This window comes from Paenibacillus marchantiae, from assembly GCF_028771845.1.
Lineage (GTDB): Bacteria > Bacillota > Bacilli > Paenibacillales > Paenibacillaceae > Paenibacillus > Paenibacillus marchantiae.
In genome coordinates this window covers 6,307,102-6,328,431 of the sequence record NZ_CP118270.1, presented here as the reverse complement: position 1 = coordinate 6,328,431, position 21,330 = coordinate 6,307,102, and the positions used below count along the sequence as shown (strand labels likewise).

Here is a 21,330-nt window from a genome sequence, read left to right as displayed (position 1 = left end):
TTTCTCGAACATGTGTCGGGCTTTTTTTATTAAAACTTCCAATCTCAACTAACCAATAAGTTACCCCTGTGGTTCCTGAAATAATTCAATATATGTCATAAGTTCCTTCACGCCTGCAAATTGTAGGGACAGTTGGCTGTTAAGCTTTTGCAGAGCCAGTTGGAAGGCATTATTAATCTGTGTATAATCCTGCGTGCCGACAGTGTTCAGAAGCTCTTTCATATGTTCAATGTAGTAGACGGATTTTCTTAAACTGCTAATGACCAATATCTTTCTTAATTCGTCCCGGGTATACATTCGATAACCGTTGTTAGGGTCTCTTTCTGAGCAAATCAAGCCTTCTGTTTCCCAATGCCTGATAGCAGAAGTGTTGACCCCGGCTGCTTCGGCAGCTTTTCCAATCGTCATCGCCTCCGTCGTTCCAACCTTTCGATCCTTAGCAAAATCCACCTGTTGCACCATCTTCCATATGTCCTCCATTCGTTGCTTCTCCAGTTGGCTGTTGTACAGCTGCTGGTTCATAAGCCAGAGGGCATCCATCGTATCGCCCTGTTTTACTTTTCTCATAACCTCGTATACTACGGGAATCTCAGACCCTTTCAATAATAAACGAATGGCAACAAACGCCTGAAGATGAACAGGGGTATAGTACCTGTGATTGCTGGAGGTCCGTGGAACGTCAGGAATCAGGTTCTCCTTTTCATACCGTCGCAGTGTAGTTGTACTTACATCCAGCCTTGTGGCAATCTGCCCAGGTGTATATCTTCGGTTCATGTTTCTTCTCCTCATGCTTCAAGTAAAACCTTCAAGTGCTACAGTAACATACAACACGCCCAAGTCCATATTTTATCCACATTTTATAATGAAAACCGAAAGATTGCATCCATGTTATACACTGAGGATATCAACAGTAAAGGAATGATTCAATTGCAGAAAATGATTACATTGTTGAATGGCTCGCAGCTTGAAGTAGGTCTGACGGGAGCAGAAGATCGTAGCGTCATTATGCTGCCCATAGCCAAAAAGTCCGTAACCGGACAAGAAGCCGAAACCCTAAAGTTATGGGGTGTTGATCCTGAATTGGGTGCAAAATTTATCGACGGACTTTCCGGTGAATTTCAGATCCTGCATTTTGATTATGAAGGCCACTATATGGCACATCCCCATCCGGAACATTTTACGACCGAATATATCACTCAGGATTTGTTACGAATTGCGCATCAGATGAATGTGAATCGATTTAGTTATTATGGATACTCCTGGCTGGCTCTCGTTGGACTGCAGTTAGCCCTGCGGACTGACCGTATGGAAAGTCTCATTATGGGAGGATTCCCTCCATACGAGGGGCCGTATGAGGAAATGCGAGTAGTGACCACCAAGACTTATGAGGGAGCATTGAAGCAGCATGAAAAATCGGGAGAAATACACTCAGCAGAAGCTCTAATGAAAGTAGAAGAATTGAGTCCGGATCAATTGGATTGGGACAACGTGGAGTTAAAGATCGATCCGGCTCAAACGAAACAATTTGCGACCTTGTATCAAGGTTTAATTGATTTCGATGATCAACGTATTCAAACTCAGTTGAATATCCCCAGATTGGCTTTTGCAGGAGAGAGAGATACGATTGTGTACGGTGAGAAATTTGGCAATGTGACGGTCGATATCGCTGGACGATTGCAAAAGCATAAATCCGTTCTTGAAAACCTCGGCTGGACCGTCGAAATCATCAAGGGAGCGGATATGGATCACACCAAAGCCATGCAGCCCAGCACCGTTCTCCCTATTATCCATCCCTGGTTAAAAACTCATTTAAGCTCAGGATCGGCAAAAACGAGTTGATATTACTGTGTGATATCGTCTAAAGCTCTTTGTTTGCGCTGCTGATAATCCAGAATGGATTCGTATAACAATTGCTCATTGAAATCCGGCCACATCACATCCGTGAACCAGAGCTCGGAATAAGCGGCTTGCCATAATAGAAAATTGCTTAACCGTTTCTCCCCACTGGTTCGGATCAGCAGATCGGGGGCAGGATTGAGTCCGGTATACAAAAACTTTTCAAAATCCGCCTCGGAGATTTCCGAGGTTTCTTTGTTTTCTTCATTATTTTCTACGATGTACGTTTTGATCGCTTGTACAATATCGTTTTTACCCCCATAATTCATCGCAAAATACACAGCCATCCCGCTGTTCGTTTGGGTTAGTTCCACCACTTTGCGCATCGCTTCCTGTGTTTCTTCTGGGAATTTTGAGATATCACCGATAAAATTAACTTTGATATTATTCTGATTCAGTTCCTGAACGGTTGTATCCTGTACAAATTCGACCACCAAACTAATGATGTAATCGACCTCTTCCTTGGGCCTTTTCCAGTTTTCCGTAGAGAAGGCGTAAAGAGTGAGCGAAGCAATCCCGTTTTTGTGGCACATGCTTATCGTTTCCCGCATTGTCTGCATTCCTGCATAGTGCCCAGCACTTCGGGGCAGCCCTCTTCTTGTCGCCCATCTTCCATTTCCGTCCATCATAATAGCGATATGCTTCGGGATTAATCCGTTCCAGTCGATAGAATGGGGTGTATTCGGTTTTTCTTTATGTACACGGTACCACTTCATTGGAAATTCCTCCTGATCCTCAAGCTAGAATAAGTTAGACACGTATAATGGATTCAAATGTTCGAAATGATTTCCATAATTTATGGTTATTATATAGGATTGCACAGGGACAAGCCATGATAGGTTTACAATGTCACCAAGATGCAGAAGGCTCACCTCGATGCTAAAACAACAAATAACCTTTCATCTGTGGGATTACTTACAGGGAATGAACAAAGCCGCACCCAACTATCGGTTATCCTACAAAGAGCTGCTTGTTTGCTGATTGAAAGAGCTTTCATTTCATCCGTATACTAAAGGTGTCAACAAGGTCGGATGTGTCTTTATGGGGCATCCATCTTCATTTGGAAAGGATGATTGGACATGGGAAGATTAACTGGAAAAGTTGCAATTATAACTGGAGCGGCAAGCGGTATGGGATTGGCTGGGGCTCAATTGTTTGCCAGAGAAGGAGCGAAGGTAGTTGCTACCGATGTGGCAATTGACGTTTTGCAGGAACAAGTGAAACAGATCGTAGCTGACGGCGGCGAAGCGATTGCATTAAAGCTGGATGTATCCAGTCCGGAATCATGGAATGCAGTTGTGGAAGAAACCATCGCAAACTATGGCAAAATTGATATTCTGGTCAACAATGCCGGCATTCACATCGCCAAAGGCATTCTGGAAGCAGAATTGGAAGATTGGGACAAGGTCATGTCCATTAACGGTACAGGTGTATGGCTGGGAATGAAGGCGGTTATCCCTTATATGCAGCAAAATGGACAAGGCTCCATCGTAAATACATCCTCCATCGCTGCCATCATTGGAGGAATTGCCGATGCTCAGGGCGCAGCATACAGTGCTTCCAAGGGATCTGTGCGTTCACTGACCAAACATGGTGCACAGTGGTTCGCCAAAGATAACATTCGTGTGAACTCTGTACATCCAGGGGCTGTGTTTACCGGCATGGTGGAAAAAGCGGGCATCAAGTCCCAAGTGGAGATGGGAGAGCATTACAAAAATCTCGCCCCACTGCCTCCGCATGCCGGAGAGTCCATGGATATCGCTTATGCCTACTTGTTCTTAGCTTCGGATGAATCCAAATTCATCACGGGTGTGGAGCTGCCAGTAGATGGTGGCTGGATCAGCAACTAACAGCAAAGTGATCGAAGCATTCAAAGAGGTACTGGCTTCTCAGTTGTCATGAGAGACGGTGCCTCTTTCCATTTCATCCAATGATGGATTCAGATTCGAACGGTAAACTTCATTGGAGCGATTCATGCGTGTAAATTCCAGCAGCTGCTCCGCCATATAGGAGGCACTGTATTTGAAATTGCTTTGCACCCATCCTGTAATTAAACCAAGAACTGCATTGGCCTGATAACAGGCAAGAAGCTCCTTGTTCACTCGGGGGTCTGGCGACATATCGGTTACATCCTCCAGATACAGAGTTTTGAGCGTTTCATAGAGTGTATCTCGAAAACCCGAGAGCATGTTTGTGTTAACCAGCAAGGCATAGAAGGTGGCATGGCCAAGAACATGGTCGAAAATTTTGATCGCTGAAGCGTTCAGGTCCATGATTCCGAAATCCCGGTAGTGCTGGTAAGGGGCACGATAGGCGAAGATCAGATCTGCCATCACGTCTTTCAAAATTTCATTGAGCAAGTCTTCTCTGTATACATAATGTTTGTAAAAGGTACTGCGGTTCACATCGGCCAATTTCACGATATCGGTAATGGTAATACTCTCGAATGGCTTGCGAGACATCCACTCTAACAATGAGGCTTTCAGGGCCTGTTTGGATCTGTGGACTCTGCGATCCATGTCGGGTATAGATAGGGATTTATGCATATACACATCCTCCTTTGCTGATCAATGATACATCTAACATAATGCGAATGAAGCATACAAATATGTGAATAAATGGTTAATTACATACGCTTTCAGTCCATGATGGTTCGTTCTCCATTATAATAAACCAAAACGGACGAGGAGATGAACTCCAGATGAAAAAACAAATGTGGATCATTGCCAGCTTAGTGGTTGTAATTGTGTTGGGGGCCTTCCTTATTGCAAACAATGTGGGGACAGAAGAGGCAGGTAACGCGGAAGCACCCAATATTAAGAAATTAGTAGAAGATATCAGTACAGGCAAGGAGACACCGGAATCGGCTTCCATTAATGCCACCCAGTTAATCGTCACGGATAAAGGTAACCAAACGACAACCTACGACTTGCCTGAAAAGGAGTTTTTCCTTTCCATTGCACCCTATGTGGATCAGACTCATCCTTGTGCAATTCATAGCCTGACCGGATGTCAGGGCGAAATGAAGAATAAGAAGTTCATTGTGACGATTCATGACTCTGAAGGAAATACGCTTATGAAGGATGCTGAGATGAAGGCCGGCTCCAACGGTTTTATGGATTTTTGGTTAGCCAGAGATAAGTCATACCTCATTCGTGTGGTGCATGATGGAAAGGTTGCAGAGACACAGTTATCTACATATGAAGAAGATAATACGTGCATCACAACGATGCAGTTGAGTTAAATCGTCGTACGGTGCATTCTAACATCATTTCAAAAGACTCGATGTGATCCAGGCCCGCCTTGAATGCGGGTTCTTTCATTTTTTTCTGTTTATGCTGTGACAGTGAAGATTTTGCAAAATGAAAATAATAACTCTTTTGAATTGACAAAATCGCAATCCTACGGGATAATCCATTAGTGATAATGATAATTGTTATCATATAAATACATATAAATAGGGGAGAAGTAGGATATGAAAAAAAGCTTAAACGGATTTTTATTGCTGACGGTTTTGGCGCTTGCTCTGACAGGTTGCGGTAAAGCCAGCAGCACAACAGATACAAATGAAAATGCCTCTTCCGGCAGCACGCCGACTGAAGAGACAGCAGGTCCTGTTACAGTTAAACATAGTGGTGGAGAGCTTAAACTGGACAAACCAGCTAAGAGAGTTGTTACACTGGAATGGACATATACGGAAGATGTAGTAGCACTGGGTGTTCAGCCAGTAGGTAGTGCAGATAACGCCAACTATAAAGTCTATGTGACTCCCGAAGCAGCTTTGGATGACACGGTGACGGATGTTGGAACACGTGACGAGCCAAATCTGGAGGCGATTGCAGCTTTGAAGCCGGATTTGATTATCGCCAATTCCAATTCGAATATCTATGATCAGCTCAATGCCATTGCACCAACGCTTGAATATGACCTGTATACGGGTGATGGCTATAATTATGACAAAATGACGGAAACGTTCAACAATATCGCGGTTGCTCTTGGAAAAGAAGACCAAGCGAAGAAGGTACTCGATGAACTCGATCAGCACTATACAGAAGCCAAAGATAAACTTGCTGCTGCCGACAAATCGGAATTCCATTATGTACTGACACAAGCATTTACGTATCAAAATGCAGCAAGTCTTCGCATGTTTACCGATAACGCTGTCGTAATTGGCACGTTGGCGAAGGTTGGACTGGTTAACGACTGGCAGCCGGACAAGATTGAAGGATATGGCTTCTCAACGGTGGGTATTGAATCCTTGCCTGCTGTTCAGGACAGCAACTTCATCTACATCACACAACCGGATGATGACGTTTTTGGCACAGCAATGAAAGACAATTCAGTATGGAAAGGTCTAAATTTTGTCAAAGATAAACGCACTTATCAACTGGATAGCACAACATGGACGTTTGGTGGACCTATCTCGTCCAAAGCTCTGGTTGACGGGGTTGTTGGAGCGATTACCCAATGAGTTCGGTCCAACATTCCCGACCAGTGTTTAACTGGCGTACATTAAGCATTTATGGGGGCGGTCTAACCGCTCTCATCGTGCTTTTTTTTGTAAGCCTGTGTTATGGAGAAGCTTCAATTCCACTCCATACGGTTGTAGATTCACTTATGGGCAGGCAGGACACACTGGAACATAATATGATCTGGGATCTGCGCATGCCGCGAACAGTAATCGGTATACTCGCTGGAGGGGCGCTTGCTGTTGCTGGTTCGTTGTTACAGACCATTACACGCAATCCGCTCGCGGCATCGGACACACTCGGCATCAATGCGGGGGCCTATTTTGTCGTGGTGTTGGGAACGATTTTTTTCCCAGGCTTGATGCAGCAATCGCCTTTCCTTTTCGCCGTACTCGGTGGATTACTGGCAGCTGCCGCAGCCTACTTCATGGGCGGGGGGAGAACGTCAAGTCCAGTGCGACTTGCGCTCTCTGGCATGATTGTATCGATGGTACTTGGTTCTTTTACAAGCGCGCTGCATATTTTCTTCTCTCAGGAGACTCAGGCATTATTTCTATGGGGATCAGGAACACTTGTTCAGAATGACTGGAGCGGTGTAATTTACGCATGGCCTTGGGTCATTGGAATTACGATCGTTGCCCTGGTTTTATCCCGGCAGTGGGATATGTTGGAACTGGATGAATCAACTGCTTCCTCACTCGGGCAAAAAGTAGGCATGGCCCGTGCCACGGGGTTAATTATTGCTGTGTTGCTGGCTGCGGTCATTGTCAGTGTAATTGGGCCAATTGGCTTTGTGGGTTTGGTGGCACCTCATCTGGTTCGATTGAGTGGAATTCGTTCAAATCGATTGTTATTGCCTGGTGTTTTCTTGTGGGGCGCAGCACTGCTAGTCGGTGCAGACGTACTTGCCAAGATGGTTCATAACTCCAGTCTGGAGTTGCCGACAGGGGCCGTGATGGCAATCATTGGTGCACCATGGCTAATCTGGCTTGTACTTACACGCATGAAGGCAGCAAATGGATCAGGCATGTCTACCTCAATGAGCACAGGAGCACGTTCGCGTCGCTGGGCATTCGGCCCTATTGCTATTATCTTTACGGTACTAACGTTAGCATTGGTTCTCCTTAGTACGATGTTTGGCGGGATGCGCATTCCAATGGCTGATCTTCTGCCAAGCCTGTTTCAATCGGATGGGCTATACTCGGCCATTGTGCAGCTTCGCATTCCGCGAACTCTTGTCGCCGCAGGTGCAGGTGCTGCGCTGGCGATCAGCGGTGTGCTTATTCAGATGGCCGTTCGCAACCCGCTTGCTGACGCGTCCATCGTGGGCGTATCGTCAGGCGCAGGCTTGGGTGCGATGATGGTCATCATCCTATGGCCTGGTCTTCCGGTGTTCTTGCTGCCTATAGCGGCGATTGTTGGGGCAGGGCTCGCTGCAGCAGTCGTATTCTCTTTGTCCTGGAAGAAGGGTCTCAATCCTTCCGCAGTTGTATTGCTGGGTATCGCCATGTCTGCAATTGCAGGCGCAGGCATTCAGGTTCTGATTGTTCGCGGCGCTGTATATGGCAGTAGCGGTTTTATCTGGCTAACAGGCAGTACTTATGCACGTACGTGGGATCAAGTGAAGATCATTGGGGTGTTCCTGTTGATTTTGATCCCGCTTGCGTGGTGGCTGGCGCGAAGATTCGAACTGTTGGTATTCGACGATAATAGTGCTTCCGGTCTTGGCTTGAGTGTTCGTCGGACGCGTCTGCTGGCTATGACCGTTGGTGTTTTGCTTGCCGCAGGTGCAGTCGCCTGTGTGGGAACGGTTGGATTTATCGGGCTAATTGCCCCACATATGGTCCGTCTGTTGACGGGAAACAAGTTAAGACGGTCGATGTTTCTGTCGGCTTTGGTCGGTGCAGTGATGCTGGTGCTGGCGGATACAATCGGAAGGACCATTATGGCACCAACCGAGATTCCATCCGGATTGTTAATTGCAATCATTGGAACGCCGTATTTCCTTTATTTAATGTATCGTTCCAACTGGCGCAAATCAGCTTAAACATTCGATCCTTAAATAAAAAATCCCCTCTGGTTTTCAGTGTTGAGTTCATGTAGACATGTTCTCTTTTCTCACTGCTTACCTAGAGGGGATATTTTATTATGATAGCTTTTTTTCATTTGTGTTATAACTTCGTTGTTTTTTCTCTTAGCATTCCACTGTTATCTACCGATAGGATCGCTTGCTGCAACGTCTCTTTATCCTGAACCAAAGCGAATCTCACATATCCTTCACCCGAAGGTCCGAATGCACTCCCAGGCGTTACGATTACACCCGCTTGTGTAACCAGATCCATGGCAAACTGCTCTGAGGTATCGTAGTGGTCTGGAATCCGACTCCAGATGAACATGCTGGCTTCGGGTTTGGCAATATGCCAACCGAGGTTGCTGAATCCTTCGCAAAGAATATCTCTGCGCTCCTCGTAGATATCTCTGACCCGCTCAACTTCACTCTGATCCCCTGTGATTGCAGCAATGGCTGCCTTCTGAATCGGAAGAAACATGCCGTAATCCATGTTGGATTTCAACTTTTTAAGCACAGATACCACATCCGGGTTCCCCACACAAAAGCCGATTCGTGCCCCAGCCAATCCATAGGTTTTGGATAACGAGTTGAATTCAATGCCGACATCCATCGCCCCGGGATAAGCAAGGAAACTACCGCACGTTTTCCCATCGAACACTAGTTCGCTGTATGCATTGTCATGAAGAACGATAATGTCATATTTCTTGGCAAAATCAATTAGATCCAGATAGAACTGATCGGGAGCCATTGCTGTCGTGGGATTGTTGGGATAGGATACAAGCATGAATTTTGCTTTGCGCGCAACAGCTTCAGGAATGTCCTGAAGTTGAATAACATATCCATGTTCTTCTTTTTGGGGCATATAATACAGCTCGGCTCCTGCAAGTAGAGGTCCATCAGCAAAGACCGGATAACAAGGATCGGGTACAAGAACCAGATCTCCTTCATCAACGATCGCCAAAGAGATGTGGGCGAGACCTTCCTGTGATCCAAGCAAGGAGCAAATTTGGGTTTTCGGATTCAGTTCAACATGGTAACGGCGCTTGTACCATTCACTGACTGCTTGCAGCAATTCGCTCTGATCATTTACAGCATATGTATAGTTTGAAGCATCTGCTGCTGCCTCGCATAAAGCCGTCATGATATGTTGGGCCGGGGGAATATTGGGTGTGCCTACACTTAGATCGATGACAGGTTCTCCATTCTCCAGTCGTTGCCTCTTGATTTCCAGCAAACGTGTGAATATCCCCTCACTGAAATGTTCCATACGTTTAGCAAACTTCATGATGATTATCCTCCATCCTGATCTCCCCTTGGGGAATAACACTTGGAGGTATTATAGCAGAGTTTTCAGGTGATAAGTAACCACGGAATGTGTATTCGACTTCTCAATGTACTCTTCTTGATTTACAATTAAAGGAAAGCTAGACATGGATAAGTATCAGAGAATTGGAGGGTGACCAGTAATGAACGAACCGTGGGCCGCTTCGATGAGTGGAGTTCCCTGGAACGAGGATAAAATGGACAAGGCTATCGTACAACTGCGGAACAGGGCTACGATTAGCTTTGTTGTCGGGCTGGACGAGATGCATGATCTGCGAACACTGGATGAACATGTGTTTGCCAAACGACCCGATTTGATTTTAAATGTGTCCAATACAGATGTGAAGGGGCGGTATTCAGAAGAGTTTCTGGAGGCACTTGCTGGTTTAAAACATGTCACCGCTTTGCAGCTGGATCTCAAGCAAACACAAGATTTGAGTATATTGAGTGCGCTGCAAAAGATGGAGTTTCTGAACATTCGCTCACCCAAAAAGCAAAACCTAAACTTCATCCGGAATTACAAATACTTGAATTACCTCGCACTTAGCGGGAAATTTCCCGATATCTCGCCGATTGAGGACTGCATTCGGTTGAGTACCCTCGTCTTGAACTGTGACATTGATCAGCTTGAATTTGTTGTAGACTTGCCATTTATCGAATATTTGGCTCTCGATCACTGTACATTGACTGGTTCACTCGAAGTACTGGCTGATTCGAATATCCGTATGCTGAGATTATCGTCAGTAAAGAATCTGACCGAGATCGATGCAGTGGGGGCATTACATCATCTGGTCTTTCTGCACCTTTCGCTTCCCAAGATTGAGCGGTTGTGCGACTTCTCGCACATGAAAAATCTGCGGCAGCTTGAACTGGATTTCATGAAGTCTCTGCAAGAGATTGAGAACCTGTGGACTGCGAATCAATTGGAGGTGCTGGAACTGAAAGAGATACATAAGGGGATCAAGGCTGAGTCATTTGAACGTTTGACCGAAATGCAAAGTTTGCGACAGGTGGATTTTCGTTTTATTGATCACAGTAAGGGTCGTATTGCTACTATGCGCCAACAAATGATTGAAGCGGGGAAAGGGCACCTGCTCTATGAACAAATTCCTGAAGAACAGCGAATTCCTTCAATGGCTCTTGTGCACCTGTCCAAAATTCTAATGTAGACCATACACAAATGCCCGCCTCCGAAGCGGGCGTTTGTGTATTTACAATCTTCGGTTCTTGCCCGCTCACATCTGGTTAGCCATGGCTGGAGGAGATGAATGGCTCATCACCCGCATGACGCTTGCGGTATTCTCCGGGGGTCAGCCCGTATCGACGCTTGAACATGCGGATGAACGAATTCACATTTTGATAGCCGACCTGTGTCGCAATGTCCTGAATTCGCAGATCTACATTCACAAGCAGTTCTTTGGCCCGCTCAACCCGCAGATTGTTCAGATATTCGCTGAAGTTGATGTTAGTCTTTTCCTTGAAAATACTGGAGAGGTACCCCGATGTTAAATTCAACTTGTCGGCGACGATATTCAAATTAATGTCTTCCCCATAATGATGATCCAGGTAGTCCAGCACAAAGGTGATAACCGGATCACGCGTTTCCAGCTGGCTGCGTACTGCCGCAAGTACCGGTTGAGCCAACGCCTGAAGCCATTCCCTGTATTGCTGCATGGAATGGAAACCAGCAAATGCCTCTCCCGGAGGAGAAGAGCGAAGCTCGGATTCGATGTTCGTCAAATTCAGCTTCATCACCGTCTTGCTGATCTGTTCGACTGCACCGATGGCAAAGGTGCGGAAGTCTTCTGCGGCCGCATCCTTGTGCTGCAGTTGCTCCAGCTGGCGATCCAGCCAAGCGAATACGGCCTCTTCATTGCCGGATTGCAGCAGGTTGTGCAGTTCCTCCCCATAAGTGACCTTCACATGGAAGGCATTTGACGAAGAAGCACGCGGCTCCACAATAACTTGTGTCTCCCCATTCAGCCTGCGCTCTTTTAACAGCATGGACAGATTGCTGTACGCATCGGTAAACGGAATTTCTCCGGAATACACCGGACTTACCGCAATGGTCAGATAAAGGGTTTCCTCGACAGCCAGCAACTCCTTCAGTGTATCGAGCGCTTGAAGAATACCACTCTGTGGACCTGGATCGAACAGCAGCAAGAGCAGTTGGTCCTGCTCGGGCTGAATGGCCACGCTATTGGTTTTGCTACTGGTAAACAGGCTCTGAATCAGCTTCCATAATAACAGGGTATGTTGCCCGAATTCATCCGGCTGGAATTTGAAGCCTACCTTGAACAGAATGGAGACATAAGGCTGCTCGGATTGCTGGGCATCCTCAAGCTCCGCCAGATAGGAGCTGAGCGGTATATTTTTTACTTTATGGATATAAGCGTACTGGCGTACGAGAGAGTTCTTCTGCGCAAGGTCGCTTTGAATATAACGGTTATTCTCCAGAATAGAGCTCAGGCGGTCGCCGATCATGGCGAATTCTTTTACACTGCTCCATTTGTCTGGTCCGCTGTCCGGATTTCGGTCCAGAGCGGCAATAAGACGTTGGAGTGGCTGGTTTAATCTTATACTGAAAAACAGGGAGGAGAGCACGCTAATTAGTACAGCAGCGCCAAGCAGAAAAGCCAGCAGCAGCTGCATGCCGCGCATTTCCGCGGCGATTACCGCGGCCTGAGTGACCCGGACATAAGTAAACCCGGTTTGTTTACCTTTTTCATAGAAGTAATACTGATCCCCAATACGTTCATGTTTGCTTCCGTCTGCAGGTAGCTGCGGATTCTGCAGTTCCCCCTCCTTCGTAGTAAAAAGCAGGCGTCCCTCGTTGTCCAGAATGTAGAACGGATTATTAGCGGCATCGCCATATGTGTCCTGCATACGTTGTGGATCCAGCATAACAATGCCGTACACATCTTCGTAAGGAATGGCTTTCATCATGACCGGCATCAGTTGACCGAGGGAGCGGGACGAGTGAAGGGTATTTTCCGTAAAAGCTGCGGCAGGCATTACTTTCAGGAACTGGTTGTTCATCGTTTGCGTTTTCCAGTAATCCGGAGGATATTCTTTACTATAATAATATTTACCGAACATATCGCTGGCACTGCTAAGACCTTCCTTCTCCAGTACATAGTCTTCTTGCTTGAAATAGAGAATGAAATTGTCGATATGCAGAAAAGGATTGGCGTACAGCGTGGAGAGGTCCGACTTCACCTCTGCGGGAATATCGTAACGGCGGTTCTCCTTAATATGGCTCAAAATGCCCAGGTTGGCTGTCCAGGTATCCGATTGAGTGAGGGCCAGAATCATGTTCTGGGTCAGTCGGAAATGATTCTCATACCCTTCAACGGTCTGCGCAAGGCCTAGTTCATTTTGTCTGACCATCTCCTGATAGACCTTGTTGCTTAAGTACAGATGGGAGAACAGATTAAATGAAGCCAAAATCAGGATGACACTGAGGAAGCTCAGCATTAGCTTGACAAACAGTCCATTCAGCGCAAATTTGCTTGTAAGCAGTCCCTTCATTATGACATTCCCCCTTGAGTACAGCCCTGGATCGAGTGGCTAATCCTATCATAGCGGCATAAATCTGACACAAACAATATACACTTTTACTGAATTATACGCGGATATCTGGAAAAAAGGAGTAAAGGCGAAAAGTTATATAACATGTAGATAGCGCTTTCTAAAGGTTTATAGCTATAATTCGAATACGAACCCAGGAATTCCAGGTTAAGTTAGCTGACATACAAGTCGAATTAACTCATCTAAGCAAGAGGGGGCATGCCGATGGCTGATGCTAGCGTAACGCAACGCACACTGCAAAAGGAAGCGCACCGGCCGCCTCGGCGGAAGTCGCGTTTGATCAGAACCTGGAACAGGAACAAGGCGCTATGGCTGCTATTCCTGCCATGCCTCCTGTATTATTTGATCTTCCGCTATGCGCCGATGTTTGGTCTGGTCATCACGTTCAAGGATTACAATCTGTTTAAAGGAATTTGGGCGAGTGATTGGGTGGGATTCAAATATTACCGGATGTTTCTGGAGAATCCCGATTTTTGGCCGCTGATGAAGAATACGTTTCTGCTGGGACTGTATAAGCTGGTGTTCGGCTTTCCAGCCCCAATCTTGCTGGCCATTCTGCTGAATGAGGTGCGAAGGGCAGCATTCAAGCGTTTTGTACAGACGGTCAGCTATCTGCCGCATTTCATCTCAAATGTAATTGTGGCGAGTATGGTGATTATGTTTCTGTCCCCAACCGGAGGACTGATTAACAATTTGCTGGCAGGTATCGGCATTGGACCGATTAATTTCATGAATGAGCCGGGGCTGTTCCGGGGCATCTATGTCCTGTCAGAAATCTGGCAGCATATCGGCTGGGAGACCATTATTTATCTGGCCGCGCTGACGGCCATCGATCCGCAATTGTATGAAGCCGCGGATATGGACGGAGCAAGCCGATTGCGCAAAATCTGGCATGTTACACTGCCCGGTATATCTCCCGCGATCGTCATTACATTGATTCTAAATATCGGCAAAGTGCTGGAGATCGGATTCGAGAAAGTCTTCCTGATGCAGAATCCGGCGATCTACGATACGGCGGATATTATCAGCACGTATGTCTACAGGGTAGGCATGGTACAGGGGAATTTCAGCTATGGTGCGTCCATTGATTTGTTCATGGGTGTCATCAGTCTGATATTCATCTATACGGCCAACTGGCTCAGCCGCCGATTAAGTGAGACCAGTCTATGGTAGAAAGAGGTGTGGCGTGAACTCACTCCGATTTTCCTGGTTTAACGTTGTGGCATCGCTGATTCTCCTGTTCGTTGTGGTAGTCACACTCTATCCGTTCCTTCATATGCTGGCGGTTTCCCTCAGCAGCAACGTAAACGTCATCCAAAACAATATTTCCTTCTGGCCCAAGGGCTTTAATCTGAGCATGTACAAATTGGTGCTGGGCGATCCGCAAATCTGGACGGCTTACCGAAATACGATCATTTACACCGTGCTTGGCACACTGATCTCACTGGTGGTCACCTCCACCGGAGCCTACGCTTTGTCCAGAAAAGACATGGCACTGCGTAATAGTTTCACGGTCTTGATTGTAATTACGATGTTCTTCAGCGGCGGGATGATTCCGACCTTCCTGGTGGTCCGTTCTCTGAATCTGGTGGATACCGTATGGGGCATGGTTCTCCCGGGTGCAGTTAGCACCTGGAACCTCATTCTGATGCGCACGTTCTTCTCAGGCATCCCCAAAGAGCTGGAGGAATCGGGACGGATGGACGGTTTGAACGATATTGGAATCTTCATCCGTATTATTGTACCGCTGTCCAAGGCATCCTTTGCCACGATTGCCCTGTTCTATGCCGTGGGTATGTGGAACAACTTTATCTTTCCGCTGCTCTATCTACGGTCTCCCGATTTGTTTCCGCTCCAGGTGCTGCTGCGTAATCTCGTGTTGGCCGGCAGCGCAAGCTCAGGCGACGTAACATCCATTGGGGGTGATAACTTGGTGGTTGAGGAATCGCTTAAGTATGCGACCATTATGGTCTCAACGCTGCCAATTCTGGTCATCTATCCGTTCGTACAGAAGTATTTCGTCAAGGGAGCCATGGTTGGTGCTGTCAAAGGTTAAAGTGAGGCAAGAAATGTACCGCGAATTCAGATTAAGGGAGAGAAGCTTATGGGCAAATGGAAATCGGTAATACTTCCCCTGCTGATTGCAGTAACGATGGTGGCAGGGTGCAGCGGCGGCAATGGTGCCGCCCCCCAAACAGATACCAAGGGGAACAGTACCGGAATAACCGGTAACTCCACTGGGGCGGGAAAGACCTTTACGGCCCTGCTGGACAACAATGCCACTTTTCCTTATTCCAAGAGCTGGCCCATTTGGAGCTGGTTGAAGGAAAAGACCGGTGTCACGCTGGAAGTGCAGACCCCTTCCGGCAAGCTGGATGAGAGCCTGAACCTGGCGATTGCCTCCAAAACGCTGCCTGATCTGATGTATATGCCCAATCGCAAGGATTCGAACAAGTTTGGTCAGCAGGGCGCACTGGTGGATCTGATGGAGTATATGGACAATATGCCGAATCTGAAGGCATGGATGAAGCAGTATCCCGAGGAGGCGAAGGCTGCCCTGTCCGCCGACGGTAAAATGTATATGTTCCCCAATCAGGGTTTCGGCGAGACGAATCGTATGATCTGGATGTACCGCAAGGATGTTTTTGACAAGGAAGGCATTCAGGTTCCAACAACTTATGAAGAGTTGCATGCGGCGCTGAAGACGTTGAAGGAGAAATACCCGGACAGTTATCCGCTCTCGATCCGCTACGGTCAGATCCCGGATGAGATGAATGCCAATATGACGGTGAACTACGGAACGGGTGAGGGTGCCTACTATGATTTTGACCAGAAGGAATGGCGTTATGGACCGACTGAAGACAACTACAAGGCCATGGTAGGGATGTGGAAAAGTTTTTATGATGAAGGGTTGGTCCCGCCCGATTTCTTATCATTGCAAACCAAACAGTGGCAGGATATGGTCTCGACTGGAAAATCATTTGTAACCATTGATTATATCAGCCGGATTGACTTTTTCAATAATGCCATGCAGCCGGAGAATCCGGAGTTCAACATACAGTTTCTGGCCCCTCCGGCAGGCATTTCAGGCGGCAAACAGCTGAATCCGTATTTTCATTATATGGAAGGCGGATTGACGGTGGCCTCGACCTCCAAGAACATTGATGATGTGATGAAGTACATGGACTTTTTCTATTCTGAGGAAGGACGTACGCTGAGCAGCTGGGGTGTAGAGGGAGAGACCTTTATAAAGGAAGGCGATACGATCAAGTTCAAGCCGGAGTATAACGATGTCATTGAAATGCGCAAGCAGACAGGGCTTCAGACCAGCGGGACCTATACCTGGATTGATTTCAACGCGCACTTGTCGCTGTTCTCGGACGATCTGAAGCATGCCTATGAAGAAGCGGTCAAATATGATCCTCCCGCAATGCAGCCAAGACCTGCTTTTACAGAAGTGGAAAATGAGGTCATATCCATTACCGGTCAGGCGATCAAGAAGCACCGTGACGAGAGCTTTGCCAAATTTGTTACGGGTTCACGGAGTCTGGCAGATTGGGAGAAGTATGTAGAGGAAATCAACAATCTTGGGGTAGATAAGCTGCTGAACACCTATAAAGAAGCGTATGACCGTGTTCAGAATGTCCAGCTGAGCGCGAAATGAGCGAATGTACGGCACAGGAATCCTAGACCATTACAGAATGGCAAAAGGAGGCTTCGCTTATGAAAAAGCAGCATCTGCGTGTGTACTCCGGATTCAAACTGGGATTGTTTCTGTTGATCTGTATGGTGACGATTGGAATAGCTGTCCCTGGCAAGGCAGAAGCGGCGGGTTCAATTTCACTGGACGCGCCTGCGGGTGGTTATGTGTCGGATGGAGGGCTGGTGGAAATTGGGGGCAGTTATACCGACCTGTATGACATTCGACTGTTTGTGGACGGAACGGCTCAATTCGAAGTGGTATTAAATGATCCAGATGGGGATGACAGCGGCACATGGTCTTATATGCTGGATACCTCAGCCTATAACGGGACTGTGGAACTGGTGGTTCGTGGACTGGATACGTCCACCCGTTACGGGGTATGGGGAGCGCCTGCCATCCTTACCGTTAATAACCCGGCAGGTGCTGTTCCTGTAGTAACCATCACGGGACCATCTGAGGGCGTTTCTCTTAGCGGCCAGGTGGAGATCTCTGTCGAGACCAGCTCTCCACTTCCGATCATGCTGGTAGAGGTTCGGGTGAACCGCGGGCCATGGGAGGAAGCTGTTCAGCAAGGCCCTGCATATGTATACACCTGGGACACGGCGGGTCTTGGCGATCGCACGGTCAGTCTGGAGGCCAGAGCGGCCAGTGCACCGGAGCGTTACGGTTATAGCCCAACGGTGTATGCTCAGGTTGGAACCGGGACGCATGAGTCTGCCGTTCCTCTTCCTGTACAGGAGCGGGCCATGTGGATCTGGGAACCGGAGAGTTATAAGCTGCTGCTGAACCCTGGATCGCGCCAGGTGCTGGAGTCATTCATCACCGATACGCAGACATTTGGCCAAACACCAGTCCAGACGCTTTATCTTGCAGTAGGCGGTTATGCCGGATACGATGCACTGGAAGCCCAGGAAGTGGAGTTGCGCTCTTTCGTGAGTTGGGCGCACAGCAAAAATTTGCAGGTGCATGCGTTAATTGCAGGCGGCACTACACCGGCCTATATGGGCGCTTACGAGAAATATCACCATCATGCTGTGCAGGAAATGGAGCAGGTGATCAATTACAATCTTGCAGCGGGGGATACGGAGAAGTTTGACGGCATCAATGTGGATATTGAGCCTTATATCTCTCCCGACTTTAAAGACCCAAGTCATTTCCTGCAGAAGGAATACCTGGATGGCCTGCAAAAGATGATTGATCGCCGGGATACCGCAGGTATTTGGCTTCCGTTCGGTCCTGCTGTGCCCAAGTGGTATGACACTTCGGATCAAGCAGCGAATATTTCATGGAATGGCTCCAGCAAATGGCTTTCTGAGCATGTTCAGGATATATCAGACTATATCTCCATTATGGATTACCGGGATACGGCGGATGGCTCCGCTGGCATTATTGCCGGGGCTGCTGGAGAGCTGGCTTACGCGGATCAGATCGGCAAGCCGAATTCCGTGGTGATTGGTGTGGAAACGCTGGATATCGCCAATAGCGGAGACCCGGAGACCATTACCTTCTGGGAGGAGGGGCGTATCCACATGGAAGCCGAGCTGGATAAGGTATATGCAGCTTACGGGCAGAGCAGCGCCTTTGGCGGTATTGCCGTCCATCACTATGATTCCTACCGGGCACTTCCTTCTTATTGGGGGCCGGGCGGTGTAGTTTGGACAGCGCCGGATGATCAGGAAGCTCCTTCCGCCCTTTCAGGGGTTCCTTCCATTGAGGCGACTGATTATCAGACTGTACATCTGAATTATGGAATGGCTTCGGATAACATGGAAGTGGAACGCTATGTGATATACCGAAGTACCGTGCAGGGGTTCACGCCTGTCGCTGCGGATATCGTTGGACTCGCCCGCGCCCTGAATTACCAGGACAAGGGACTGCTACCGGATACGACATACTATTATCGTATTGCGGCGCGTGATCTACGTGGCAATATCGGGCCTCTCACCGATGAAGTGTCGGCGACCACTGGTAGCACCCCATTGAAGCCACTGATTGTAACGGACATGAATCTGGTCTATGGGGGATCAGGGGTATCTGTCACTCTGAAGGTCAGAGATTATGATACAGGCGCGGTACTTGCGGGGGCGAAAGTCGAGGGGAGATTTACTTATTCTGCGGGGCGTTACACCAGCGGGACAACCGGAGTGGATGGGAGCGTGACGCTTGTCTCGGAAGCGGTGGGACCGGGCAGACAGGTTGGTTTTGAACCTCGCAGAATCCGTTATAACGGCTATTACTACGCAGTAGGTCATGATTCGCCGCATACAACGCTGCTGATGTTGAATGTCAGCAACTGAACAAGTAGACGAGAAATGGCTTGAAGGAGGAGGAAGCACATGAATGTGAATGACTTGGTGGAACCGCTCAAGACTCATATCGTTGAGCATATGTCTGTGCAGGTTTATGCTGATCGGAATCAGATGGGGGCAGCGGCTGCAGCTGCGGTTGGGGCCAGATTAAGACAGCTGCTTCAGGATTCGGAGCGTCAGGTACGCATGGTGTTCGCTGCTGCTCCTTCGCAAAACGAATTGTATGAAGGTCTGGTACGGGAGCAAGGTATCGATTGGTCAAGGGTCTGTGCCTTTCATATGGATGAATATATGGGGCTGGCGGACACAGCTCCCCAGCGCTTCGGACGATATTTAACGGATCGGCTGTTCAATCGGGTGCAGCCTGGGCGGGTGGAGCTGTTGGATGGGCTACACGATGTGGAGCAGGAGTGTCAGAGATATGGGGAACTGTTGCGTGCGGCTCCTATTGAAATCGTCTGCCTCGGGATCGGAGAAAATGGGCATATCGCCTTCAATGATCCGCCTGTTGCCGATTTTAAAGACTCGAGGATCGTCAAAGCGGTAAAACTGGACGAAGCTTGTCGCCGTCAGCAGGTGAACGATGGCTGCTTTGCCCATCTGGATGATGTGCCTGCGGAGGCGTTGACCCTGACTGTGCCAACGTTGATGGCTGGAAGGGAGCTGTTCGTAATTGTACCGGGAGCATCCAAGCGGCGTGCACTTGCGGCAGCTTTACATGATCCGATCAGCACGGCATGTCCTGCCACTATCCTGCGTACACATCCCGGAATCACGATGTTCACAGACCGGGAAGCCTCCGGCCTGTGAGCGTGTCAATGATCGGGAAGCACTACAGAACAGGGCTACCCATTGAGGTGGGGACCAGAGATGGACGTATCACTGCTATTACTGAACTTGAAGTGTCGCCTCCCGTAGATTGCCTGCCCTGGCTTGCGCCCGGACTGGTGGATTTACAGGTGAACGGCGGATGGGGGCTGGATCTGAACACAGCTCCGCTATGTCCAGATACGGTAGTGCAGCTGACCCGGAAGCTGCAAAGCCAAGGTGTTACAAGCTATTGCCCGACGTTGATTACGAACAGTTCCGTACGGCTGGCTGAGGCGGCTTCCGTCATTGCAAAAGCCGTTCGGCTGAACCCGGATGCAGCCGAGGGGATTGTGGGCATTCATCTGGAAGGCCCATTCCTCTCGCCGGAGGAAGGCCCACGCGGCGCCCACTCAAGGCAGCATATTGTTCCGCCTGACTGGGAGGCCGTTACCCGTTGGCAGGAAGCCGCCGAAGGATTGATTCGCATCATTACCCTTTCCCCGGAGTGGCCTGGTTCAGCTTCATTTATTGCCCGGTGCTGCGAATCCGGCATTCTTGTCTCGATTGGACATACGGCAGCAACGTCAGAGCAGATCAGGGAAGCAGTCTCTGCAGGAGCAGTGATGTCTACACATCTTGGCAACGGTGCACACCTGACGCTTCCTCGTCATCCGAACTACCTGTGGGAACAGCTGGCAGCCGATGAGCTGTATGGGTGCATGATAGCGGATGGTCATCATCTTCCGCTGTCCGTGCTGGCCGTAATTCTCCGGATGAAACGAAATCGCGCCATTCTGGTCAGCGATGCCGTCTCGTTGAGCGGTATGCCACCAGGTTCCTACCACCTGCATATCGGTGGAGATGTGGTATTGACGGCGGAAGGTCGGCTGCACCTTGCCGGCCAGCCGGAGCTGTTGGCTGGCTCGGCGATGATGCTTCCGGATCAGGTGGGGTATCTTGTGGAAGCGGGGTTGTGCGGGCTTCCCGATGCCTGGGACTGTGCATCGGTGCATCCGGCCCGGTTACTTGGGCTTGAACAGGCTGCTGGCCTTGAGGTTGGAGCACCCGCCGATATCGTTAGCTTCAACATGGATGGTGGAAAGTTAAGTGTCTTGCAGTGCTGGAAGAATGGCCGGATCAGTCCACAGAGCTGAGAAT

At 48.5% G+C, this 21,330-nt stretch carries 17 protein-coding genes; 12 read left to right on the top strand and 5 right to left on the bottom strand.

The window, feature by feature from the left end:
- Nucleotides 1-60: 60 nt before the first annotated feature.
- Entirely contained in the window at nucleotides 61-774 is a 714-nt protein-coding gene (locus PTQ21_RS28530) for a MerR family transcriptional regulator (protein WP_274567980.1), read from the bottom strand.
- Nucleotides 775-885: 111 nt separating this feature from the next.
- Between PTQ21_RS28530 and PTQ21_RS28525 the strand changes: the two genes are divergently transcribed.
- Entirely contained in the window at nucleotides 886-1,839 is a 954-nt protein-coding gene (locus PTQ21_RS28525; RefSeq protein WP_274567978.1) for an alpha/beta fold hydrolase, read from the top strand.
- A 2-nt stretch (nucleotides 1,840-1,841) separates the two neighbouring features.
- On the opposite strand, the gene PTQ21_RS28520 is transcribed toward PTQ21_RS28525, so the two are convergent.
- Nucleotides 1,842-2,612, bottom strand: a complete 771-nt coding sequence (locus PTQ21_RS28520; protein ID WP_274567976.1) for an undecaprenyl pyrophosphate synthase — start codon at nucleotides 2,610-2,612, stop codon at nucleotides 1,842-1,844.
- 363 nt (nucleotides 2,613-2,975) lie between these two features.
- On the opposite strand from PTQ21_RS28520, the gene PTQ21_RS28515 reads away from it, so the two are divergent.
- A complete protein-coding gene (locus PTQ21_RS28515) occupies nucleotides 2,976-3,746 on the top strand; it encodes an SDR family NAD(P)-dependent oxidoreductase (RefSeq protein ID WP_274567975.1) in 771 nt (256 codons plus the stop codon).
- Nucleotides 3,747-3,785: 39 nt separating this feature from the next.
- Here PTQ21_RS28515 and PTQ21_RS28510 read toward each other — a convergent pair whose 3' ends face one another.
- On the bottom strand, nucleotides 3,786-4,442 hold the full coding sequence (locus tag PTQ21_RS28510) for a TetR/AcrR family transcriptional regulator (protein ID WP_274567974.1): 657 nt from the start codon (nucleotides 4,440-4,442) through the stop codon (nucleotides 3,786-3,788).
- A gap of 155 nt (nucleotides 4,443-4,597) precedes the next feature.
- On the opposite strand from PTQ21_RS28510, the gene PTQ21_RS28505 reads away from it, so the two are divergent.
- The 3 genes from PTQ21_RS28505 (at nucleotide 4,598) to PTQ21_RS28495 (ending at nucleotide 8,412) form a co-directional block, all read left to right on the top strand.
- A complete protein-coding gene (locus PTQ21_RS28505; protein ID WP_072734587.1) occupies nucleotides 4,598-5,140 on the top strand; it encodes a CueP family metal-binding protein in 543 nt (180 codons plus the stop codon).
- Nucleotides 5,141-5,371: 231 nt separating this feature from the next.
- Nucleotides 5,372-6,367, top strand: a complete 996-nt coding sequence (locus PTQ21_RS28500; protein WP_072734586.1) for an ABC transporter substrate-binding protein — start codon at nucleotides 5,372-5,374, stop codon at nucleotides 6,365-6,367.
- Nucleotides 6,364-8,412 carry an iron ABC transporter permease gene (locus PTQ21_RS28495; protein WP_063565417.1) on the top strand — a complete coding sequence of 683 codons (2,049 nt, stop codon included), beginning with the start codon at nucleotides 6,364-6,366 and terminating at the stop codon, nucleotides 8,410-8,412. Before PTQ21_RS28500 ends, PTQ21_RS28495 begins: the two co-directional genes overlap by 4 nt.
- A gap of 124 nt (nucleotides 8,413-8,536) precedes the next feature.
- On the opposite strand, the gene PTQ21_RS28490 is transcribed toward PTQ21_RS28495, so the two are convergent.
- On the bottom strand, nucleotides 8,537-9,721 hold the full coding sequence (locus PTQ21_RS28490) for an aminotransferase class I/II-fold pyridoxal phosphate-dependent enzyme (RefSeq protein ID WP_274567973.1): 1,185 nt from the start codon (nucleotides 9,719-9,721) through the stop codon (nucleotides 8,537-8,539).
- Nucleotides 9,722-9,902: 181 nt separating this feature from the next.
- Between PTQ21_RS28490 and PTQ21_RS28485 the strand changes: the two genes are divergently transcribed.
- Entirely contained in the window at nucleotides 9,903-10,928 is a 1,026-nt protein-coding gene (locus tag PTQ21_RS28485) for a hypothetical protein (RefSeq protein ID WP_274567972.1), read from the top strand.
- A gap of 76 nt (nucleotides 10,929-11,004) precedes the next feature.
- Here the strand turns inward: PTQ21_RS28485 and PTQ21_RS28480 are convergent, their stop codons facing one another.
- Nucleotides 11,005-13,290, bottom strand: coding sequence for a helix-turn-helix domain-containing protein (locus tag PTQ21_RS28480; protein ID WP_274567971.1), 2,286 nt, complete (start codon nucleotides 13,288-13,290; stop codon nucleotides 11,005-11,007).
- Between the two features lie 264 nt (nucleotides 13,291-13,554).
- Here PTQ21_RS28480 and PTQ21_RS28475 point away from each other — a divergent pair, with 264 nt between their 5' ends.
- The 6 genes from PTQ21_RS28475 to PTQ21_RS28450 are packed head-to-tail and all read left to right on the top strand — an operon-like array spanning nucleotide 13,555 to nucleotide 21,326.
- Nucleotides 13,555-14,523, top strand: coding sequence for an ABC transporter permease (locus PTQ21_RS28475; RefSeq protein WP_090953579.1), 969 nt, complete (start codon nucleotides 13,555-13,557; stop codon nucleotides 14,521-14,523).
- 13 nt (nucleotides 14,524-14,536) lie between these two features.
- A complete protein-coding gene (locus PTQ21_RS28470) occupies nucleotides 14,537-15,406 on the top strand; it encodes a carbohydrate ABC transporter permease (RefSeq protein WP_072734581.1) in 870 nt (289 codons plus the stop codon).
- Nucleotides 15,407-15,454: 48 nt separating this feature from the next.
- Complete coding sequence (locus PTQ21_RS28465) at nucleotides 15,455-17,014, top strand: extracellular solute-binding protein (RefSeq protein ID WP_274567968.1); 1,560 nt, start codon at nucleotides 15,455-15,457, stop codon at nucleotides 17,012-17,014.
- Between the two features lie 59 nt (nucleotides 17,015-17,073).
- Nucleotides 17,074-19,350: an Ig-like domain-containing protein gene (locus PTQ21_RS28460; protein WP_274567967.1), complete on the top strand. Its 2,277-nt coding sequence runs from the start codon at nucleotides 17,074-17,076 to the stop codon at nucleotides 19,348-19,350.
- A 39-nt stretch (nucleotides 19,351-19,389) separates the two neighbouring features.
- Nucleotides 19,390-20,172 carry a glucosamine-6-phosphate deaminase gene (locus PTQ21_RS28455; RefSeq protein ID WP_079696274.1) on the top strand — a complete coding sequence of 261 codons (783 nt, stop codon included), beginning with the start codon at nucleotides 19,390-19,392 and terminating at the stop codon, nucleotides 20,170-20,172.
- Complete coding sequence (locus tag PTQ21_RS28450) at nucleotides 20,169-21,326, top strand: N-acetylglucosamine-6-phosphate deacetylase (RefSeq protein ID WP_274567965.1); 1,158 nt, start codon at nucleotides 20,169-20,171, stop codon at nucleotides 21,324-21,326. Before PTQ21_RS28455 ends, PTQ21_RS28450 begins: the two co-directional genes overlap by 4 nt.
- The last annotated feature ends 4 nt before the right edge of the window (nucleotides 21,327-21,330 follow it).